This window comes from uncultured Dialister sp., from assembly GCF_937959425.1.
Taxonomy (GTDB): Bacteria; Bacillota; Negativicutes; order Veillonellales; family Dialisteraceae; genus Dialister.
In genome coordinates, this window is the sequence record NZ_CALGPS010000215.1 from 1 (window position 1) to 8,502 (window position 8,502).

Consider the following 8,502-nt stretch of genomic DNA (forward strand, 5'->3'; position numbering starts at 1 on the left):
GATGTGGAGGGGGATGGCTGGGGAGAGGGAGGCAATCCACCGGGCCATTTCTTCAAATTCCCGGGGATTGTCGTTTTCATCAGGAATGACCAGGTTGGTGAGTTCCACGTGGGAAACGGCCGCTGCTTTTTTGATGGTTTCCCGTACCGGATTTCCGGCGGCGCCGCAGATGTTTTTGTAGAAATCGGGATTCCAGCCTTTGAGGTCGATGTTCCAGGCGTCGATCAGGGGAAGGAGGACGTCCAGGGCTTCGCTGCTGATGAAGCCGTTGGAAACCATCACGTTTATAAGGCCCGTCTTCCTGATCAGGGGCGCTGTGTCCCGGATGAATTCGAAGGAAAGGGTGGGTTCGTTGTAAGTCCATGCCACGCCTATATTTCCTTCGGCAGTGAGGGCGCGGGCCAGACGGAGCACATCCTGGGGCGAAACCTTCCGGCTTTCCGGTTCCTTCTGGGAAATTTCATAGTTCTGGCAGAAGAGGCAGTTCATATTGCAGCCCCAGCTGCCCAGGGAGAGGATAACGCTTCCGGGATGAAAATAGGAAAGGGGCTTCTTCTCTATGGGATCCAGGGCGGCGGAAGTGACAAGGCCGTAGGTGAGAGCCTTCAGCGTGCCGTGGTCGTTCCACCGGGTGCGGCACCAGCCCCTTTGGGAAGGAAGAATGGTGCAGCGCCTTGGACAGAGGCGGCAGAGACAGGTGCCGCTTTTTTCTTTGTCATAAAATGCACATTCCATGGAAACCTCCTTTTGTGTCAAATGGGGTGCGGGCATGTATTTCCGAATGTAAGAGGGTTCAAAGGGTTCAAGCCGCCATCGGGCTGTCGCCCTGGGCGGCTCCGGTTCCGCCCACAGAGCGGGCTGGTTCAGAAGGGAGAGAAAAGGTTCTTAAGATTGACGGAGCTTTCGCCCCGAGGGTTCTTATGTTTGACAGCGGCTTTGCCGCTGAGGGTTTTGGTATCGCCTAACGGCGATGAGTATAAATGCTGCCTGAGGCAGCGAAAACCATACAACCGGGCCTGCGGCGCGATGGAAATACCCCCCTTTTGGTGCCTGCGGCACCACCTTTCCCCCTGTTCAGGGGGCACTATGGGCGCTGAACAGTGTGCCACATGACTCTGCGGGAAGGGGTAGAGTGGTTTTATTCTCCCCCCTGAATAGGGGGGAGTCCGGCGCAGCCGGATAGGGGGTGGCCGACGAAGTCGGCCAATTTCAGCAGAATGATGAACATAGAAATGACACAAATAACTTTATTGGCACAAACTCTTGCGTCCCCTTTAGGGTGGCAAAGGAACTGGATTCGTAGGGGAGCGATAGCGACCTGAGAATCCAGTGACATGTTTTCCCGTGGAGAAGAGGGCCACAAAGTGGCGAAGGGGGTGGATGAGGGTAAGAATAGAAAAGAAACTCAAAGTAAAGCAGGCCGCCTTTCATGGTCAGCCAGACAAAAGGAAGGCGCCTTAATGGGCAGGCTAGGCGCCAACTTTGGCTGACTTGCACATCCTATGCAGGATGTGCACAAGCAAGGGGGCGAGCGCAGCGAGCTATGCCGCCGACAGGCGGCATTAAAAACTTATTGCCGCGAAGCGGCAATCCGCAACCCTCGGGCCGCAGGCCCGTCAAACCTAAGAACCTTCCGGCCGTAGGCCGGTCAAACTTGAGAACCTTTTCTTCTCACAACCCTTCTACACAACCTGCGGCGCCAGCCGCGCCCCTTTGCGCCCAAAGGGCGCTCCCCTCTGAACCCTCTGAACCCTCGCGCCCTTCAGGGCGCGTCAATAGTACCTCTTCACCGTGAACCGATACAGCTTGACCGGCTCATCTTTCCCAATGCCTGCTTTTCTTTTGGCAATGGCAATCTGCTCTTCCGGCGTGTCTACGCCGTCAAGGTCCGGCAGGAGGAGGCCCCGGCGGGCGCCTTTTTCCACGATGACGCCGTATTTTTTGGCGTCAAGGCCGGAGATGTCTGCCGGCTCGGGGGAAGAGAGGATGTCCACGGAAATGGTAAGGTCCGGGAGCTCTCTCTTCGCCAGGGGCGGGAAGCGGGGATCGTCGCAGGCGGCGGCTTTGGCGTTGTGGATGATTTCTTCCGCCACGTTTTCATAGCAGGGGAGGAAGGTGCCGATACAGCCGCGGAGGGCGCCGAATTCATGGAGGGACACGAAGGCGCCGGCTCTTCCTTTGAATTCATCAGGAAGGGAGGAAGGAGTCTTCATGATTTTGCCGTGTTCGAGAAAATAGCGGATGCTCTCTCTGGCCAGCTCCACCCGTTCATCGTGAATTTCTTCTTTCTCCAGCTCATTTTCAGGCAGGTAGAGGCACACGCCGTAGCCTACGCCGAAGGGGCCTTCGTGGGAGAAGCAGGGCATGGCTGCTTTTCTTTTCCCCAGGACGCCGAAGAGGAAGTACACCGACGGCAGGCCGCACATGGCGATTTCTTCTATGAAATCGGGAGTCATGGAGGTGAGGGGCTTTTTGTCCCGCCTTTTCAGGGCATCCATCACGGCGCGGTCGAAAAGGATGCCTTTGGGCGTATAGCCGTTGGGAGAGTCCTTCGTAAGTTTGTGGGACAGGTCGCCGGAGGCGATGACACCGATGCGGCGTCCCAGTTTGGCGGCGGAGCGCTCTGCAATGGTGCCCAGGATTTCATTCATTTCATAATTGGAAAAGCAGGGGGACAGCATGACTGCCCGTCCCTGGAATCCGGCTTTCAGGAGGTAGTACATGGGCACAAAGGTGCCCCAGTCCACGACAAGGGTTTTGCCGTATCGGGCGGCTTCGGCTTCATCCACCCGGTGGAGGGGGATGAGGGGCGCTGCTTCCTTCAGGATGGCTTCGGACAGCATGCGGTCTATGGTGAGGGTCATGGACAGGTCGGGCCGTCCGAAGGCGGAAAGGCTTCCGGAAATGGTATCTGCCAGAAACAGGGCGGGACCGTCGTAGAAACAGAGGTTATGGGGAGAAATAATCACTACCGTATCTATGCCTTCGGAAACCATGCGTTTCATGGCTTCTTCCTCTGTCCTCACGGTGAGGGCCATGCGGGAAAGCTCTCTGCCGCCTACTTCGGGAATCATGATGGGCGGATGGGGGAAAAGCCCCGCCGCCATACAGGTGGTATCCATAAAAAGCACTTCCTTTCTATATGCTGCTCACTCTTCTGCCTTTAGTGTAGTGTTTTTCAGGGGAAAAAGCAAAGAGGACAGGTAGTGGGGCGGCAATCTGTTTATCTTTGGGGCGTAATCCTGAAAGAGACGATAGACGTCAGACGTTCAGACATCAGACTTCCCGCCTCCCACCTGTCATCCTTCGTTGGCACTCAGAATGACCGTGTCCGGCGGGAAGTTCAGCGCGTACAGCCCTTGCCCACCCCTGTCTAAGGGGTGGGTGGCGAGCGCCTATATACTCTCTTGCGCCCCCCTGCTTGTCAGGTGGCAAGGGAACTGGATTCGCAGGGAGTCGATAGACGACTGAGAATCCAGTGACACGCTTCCCACCGGGGCGGGAGAGGGCCACGCAGTGGCGAGGGGGGATTGCCAAAGGCACACAGCCGACAGGCGGCATTAAAAACTCCATTGCCCCTAAAGGGGAAACGACTCACTACATTTTGTGCGTCGCTGACGCTCCTACAAAATGTGTTCGCTGTGCACCGCGAAGCGGCAATCCACCACCCTCGGGCCAAAGGCCCGTCAAACTTAAGAACCTTAAGAACCTTCGCCCGCATAGCGGGCGTCAACCTTTCCTTCTGAACCCTTTGAACCTTCTGAACCCTCTGAACCCTGCCACGCAGTGGCTCCATGGGCAATCCACAACCCTTGGGCCGTAGGCCCATCAATCTTAAGAACCCTCCGGCCCAACGGGCCGGTCAAACTTGAGAACCTTTCTCCCCACAACCTTCGGGGCGAAGCCCCGTCCCCCCCTCTTGTCACTCCCTTTTTCCCCATGGTATAATGAGTAGTCTTGTATTTGGATAATTCTTATGAAAAAGAATGGGATTATCTATGATATAATAAAGTAGATATTTTATGGACCGGGGAGGTGAAGGGTATTGGAAAAGCATGTCATTATTAATTTGACTTCCCTGCAGCGGGACGAGAACGGAAAGGACGAGACCATTTCCCTGGAAACTCCGGGTATTTACGGAGAGGACGGGGACATGCAGTATATTACCTACCGGGAGACGAAGCTGGCGGGCATGGAAGGCACCACCACTACCCTCCGCATGTATGCTGACCACATCAATCTCATCCGGGACGGCAGTTTCCTGCAGAACCAGGAATACCGGCTGGGAGAGAAATCGGAGTCCGGCTATGTGACGCCCATGGGGATGATGAAAATCACCGTGGTTACCCGTGAGATTGAAAATTCCATCGTCCATGGCAAAGGGCGCATGCGCCTTTCCTACGATGTGGAGCTGGAAGGTCTGTTTACCCATTTGAATGAAATTATTGTTGATGTTCGAGAGGATCCGGAATATTCATGGAAGTCAGAGAAGAACTGAAAGAACTTATTGAAAAGGCAAAGGATGCCGCTGTGGCTGCCGGCGAGCTGCCGGAAGGGGACTATGCCCCGGTACAGCGCCTTGAAGTGCCGAAGGAAAAGGAATTCGGCGATTATTCCACCAATGCGGCCATGCAGTGGGCCCGGACGGCCCATAAGGCACCCCGCATGATTGCGGAATCCATTGTGAAGCACATGGATACGCCTCTGGTGACCCGCATGGACATCGCCGGTGCCGGATTTATTAATTTCTTCCTTGCCAGGGACACGGTTTACAGCGAACTGAAGAATATCCTGAAAGCCGGCCCTTCCTACGGCGACCTGCCGAAGGACAAGAAGGACCGCGTCCTGGTGGAATACGTTTCCGCCAACCCCACGGGACCCCTTCATATCGGCCATGCCCGGGGCGCTGCCTACGGCTCTGCCCTGGTGAACCTGCTCCGCGCTGCCGGCTATGATGTGCTGTCCGAATACTATGTGAACGATGCAGGCAACCAGATCGACCATCTGGCCGAATCCATCAACGCCCGCTACCTCCAGCTGAACGGCATTGACGCCGAGATTCCCGATGACGGCTACCATGGCCAGGATATCGTGGAAACCGCCCGCCACATTCTGGAAAGGGACGGAAAGAAATACCTGGACATGGACGAGAAGGAAAGACTGGAAATCTTCAAGGAAGTGGGCCTGAAGGAAAAGCTGGCCGCTCTGAAGAAAGACCTTCACGATTTCAATGTGGACTTTGACAACTGGTTCTCCGAAAAGTCCCTGTACCCCGATCAGGTGAATGCAGCCCTGAAGGTACTGAAGGACGAAGACAATATGTATGAAAAGGACGGCGCCCTGTGGCTCCGTACCACCAAAAACGGCGACGACAAGGACCGGGTGGTGATCCGCACCAACGGCGTGCCCACCTATTTCTGCTCCGACATCGCCTATGTAGGAAATAAAATCCGCCGGGGCTACAACAAGCTCATCGACATCTGGGGCGCCGACCACCACGGCTACATCATCCGTCTGAAGACCGCCATGAAGTTTTTGGGCTACAACCCCGACGACTTTGAAATCATGCTTCTCCAGATGGTCACCCTCCTTCGGGACGGGAAACCGGTGAAAATGTCCAAACGTACCGGCGAGGCCGTCACCCTCCGGGAACTGATGGACGAAGTAGGCACCGACGCAGCCCGCTACTTCTTCTGCGCCCGCACCCTGGACTCCCAGATGGACTTCGACATCGACCTGGCCAAGAAGCACTCCAACGAAAACCCGGTATACTACATCCAGTATGCTAACGCCCGTATCCACAGCCTGTTTGCCCAGGCGAAGGAAGCCGGCGTTTCCTGGGACAAGAGCTTTAAAGACACCGATTTCACAAAACTTACAGAAGAATGCGAACTGGATCTCATCAAGAAGATGGAAAACTACCATCAGCTCGTGGCCGGCGCCGCCCAGGAAAGAGCGCCCCAGCGCATTGCCAAATATGCCTATGAACTGGCCGCCCTCTTCCACCATTTCTACAGGGAATGCAGGATCCTGGGCGTAGACAGCGAAACCACCAAGGCCAGACTGGGCCTCATTACAGCCGTACAGTATATCCTGGTCCATGCCCTTCATATCCTGGGGCTTTCGGCACCGGAACATATGTGATAGATTTTTCCCATTGAGTCAACCATTTCATAAGGAGGTCCCATGACTAAATACATCTTCGTAACCGGCGGCGTTGTTTCGTCCCTGGGCAAAGGCATTACCGCCGCATCCCTGGGCAGACTTCTGAAGAACAGAGGATACAAGGTTACCATCCAGAAATTCGATCCCTACATCAATATCGACCCGGGCACCATGAGCCCCTACCAGCACGGCGAAGTATTCGTCACCGACGACGGCGCCGAAACAGACCTGGACCTGGGCCACTATGAACGATTCATCGACGAAAACCTGTCCAAGGCCTCCAACGTCACCACCGGCAAGGTTTACCAGTCCGTCATCAACAAGGAAAGAAAGGGCGAATACCTGGGCTCTACCATCCAGGTCATTCCCCACATTACCAATGAAATCAAGGACCGGGTCCTCCGGGTAGGCAGAAACGACAACGCCGACATCGTCATCACCGAAATTGGCGGCACCGTAGGGGACATCGAATCCCTCCCCTTCCTGGAAGCCATCCGCCAGGTGAAGAAAGACGTACCTAACAGAAATGACGTACTCTACATCCACGTCACCCTGGTGCCCTACATCGAAGCAGCGGACGAACTGAAATCCAAGCCCACCCAGCACTCCGTCAAGGAACTGCGCTCCATCGGCATCCAGCCGGACATCATCGTATGCCGCACGGTGAAGGCCCTCCCCGACGACATGAAACGGAAAATCGCCCTCTTCTGCGACGTGGAACCGAATGCCGTCATCAACAACCTCACCGCCAAGAGCATTTACGAAGTGCCCCTCCTCCTGCAGGAAGAAGGCCTTGACCGCATTGCCCTGGAAAAACTGGGACTGGACGACAGCCCCTGCGACATGAAAGACTGGAAAGCCATGGTGGACCGCATCCTTTCCGCCGACAAGACCGTGGACATCGCCCTGGTAGGCAAGTACGTGGAACTCCACGACGCCTACCTCTCCGTAGTGGAAGCCCTCTCCCACGCAGGATACGCCTTCGGCACCAAAGTGAACATCCACTGGATTAACTCCGAAGTGCTGGAAGAAGAAAAACCGGACCTCCGGGAAGTCTTCAAAGGCATCGACGGCATCGTAGTCCCCGGCGGCTTCGGCTACCGCGGCGTAGAAGGCAAGATCGACACCATCCGCTATGCCCGCACCAACGGCATCCCCTTCCTGGGCCTCTGCCTGGGCATGCAGTGCGCCGTCATCGAATTCGCCCGTGACGTATGCGGCATGAAAGGTGCCAACTCCACCGAATTCGACGAAGAAACCCCGTACCCGGTGATCGACCTCATGCCCGACCAGGAAGACATTACCGAAAAAGGCGGCACCATGCGCCTTGGCATCTACCCCTGCAAACTCACCGAAGGCTCCAAAGCCAGAGAACTCTACGGCGGCCAGGAAATCGTATACGAAAGACATCGTCATAGATACGAAGTATCCAACGCCCTCCGTCCCGAACTGGAAAAAGCAGGCCTCTCCATCTGCGGCACCAGCCCCGACGGCCGCCTGGTAGAAACCATCGAACTGAAAGACCACCCCTACTTCGAAGCCACCCAGGCCCATCCCGAATTCAAGAGCCGCCCCAACCGTCCGCACCCCCTCTTCGTAGGACTGGTGAAAGCAGCCATTGAACATCATAAAGGATAATAAAGCATCAAGAAAAGCACCGCGGAAGCGGTGCTTTTTTGATTTGATGGACAAGCCCCTTTAGGGCTTGAGGGTTGACGGCCCGATGGGCCGAAGGTTCTTAAGGGGCTTAAGTTTGACACGGCCTGCGGCCGTGAGGGTTGTTGTAGGGCGCCTATGAATTGATAGAAGGCGCCAGTTTGTATAAAACCATACAACCGCCCTGCGGGCGTCGGAAATGCATCCCCCCTTTGATGGCTGGCGCCACCACCTTGCCCGGTGGGAAGCATGTCACTGGATTCGTAGGGGAGCGTCAGCGACCTGAGAATCCAGTGACACGCTTCCCTTGGGGTAAGTCCGGCGAAGTCGGATAAGGGGGAGCGACCGCAGGTCGCTAATTCCCGCCGACTGGTATTTACAGGCAGATGAGTCACTGGCGGCACTCACCAAGATTCTTCGCCTGCGGCTCAGAATGACCGTGTCCGGCGGGAAGGTCAGCACGTAACGTCCTTGCCCACCCCTGTCTAAGGGGTGGGTGGCGAGCGCCTATATACTCTCTTGCGCCCCCCTGCTTGTCAGGTGGCAAGGGAACTGGATTCGCAGGGAGTCGATAGACGACTGAGAATCCAGTGACACGCTTCCCACCGGGGCGGGAGAGGGCCACGCAGTGGCGAGGGGGGATTGCCAAAGGCACACAGCCGACAGGCGGCATTAAAAACT

5 protein-coding genes are annotated in these 8,502 nt (G+C 56.1%); 3 read left to right on the top strand and 2 right to left on the bottom strand.

All coding sequences use genetic code 11. The features are described from left to right. Together Q0482_RS09170 and amrA are read right to left on the bottom strand one after the other, a co-directional pair. On the bottom strand, positions 1-735 hold a 735-nt coding region (locus Q0482_RS09170), incomplete at its 3' end, for a radical SAM protein (RefSeq protein WP_299145667.1). A 1,037-nt stretch (positions 736-1,772) separates the two neighbouring features. Further along, the gene (gene amrA / locus Q0482_RS09175; RefSeq protein WP_299145668.1) at positions 1,773-3,122 is read right to left on the bottom strand and encodes an AmmeMemoRadiSam system protein A; all 1,350 of its coding nucleotides are present in this window, start codon (positions 3,120-3,122) and stop codon (positions 1,773-1,775) included. Positions 3,123-4,045: 923 nt separating this feature from the next. Here amrA and Q0482_RS09180 point away from each other — a divergent pair. The 3 genes from Q0482_RS09180 to Q0482_RS09190 are packed head-to-tail and all read left to right on the top strand — an operon-like array spanning position 4,046 to position 7,803. Then, entirely contained in the window at positions 4,046-4,498 is a 453-nt protein-coding gene (locus Q0482_RS09180) for a DUF1934 domain-containing protein (RefSeq protein WP_299145672.1), read from the top strand. After that, positions 4,477-6,144 (top strand): arginine--tRNA ligase, encoded by a 1,668-nt coding sequence (gene argS / locus Q0482_RS09185; RefSeq protein ID WP_299145674.1) that lies wholly within the window; start codon positions 4,477-4,479, stop codon positions 6,142-6,144. The genes Q0482_RS09180 and argS overlap by 22 nt, the downstream gene beginning before the upstream one ends. Before the next feature lie 42 nt (positions 6,145-6,186). Next, entirely contained in the window at positions 6,187-7,803 is a 1,617-nt protein-coding gene (locus Q0482_RS09190) for a CTP synthase (protein WP_299145676.1), read from the top strand. Positions 7,804-8,502: the final 699 nt, after the last annotated feature.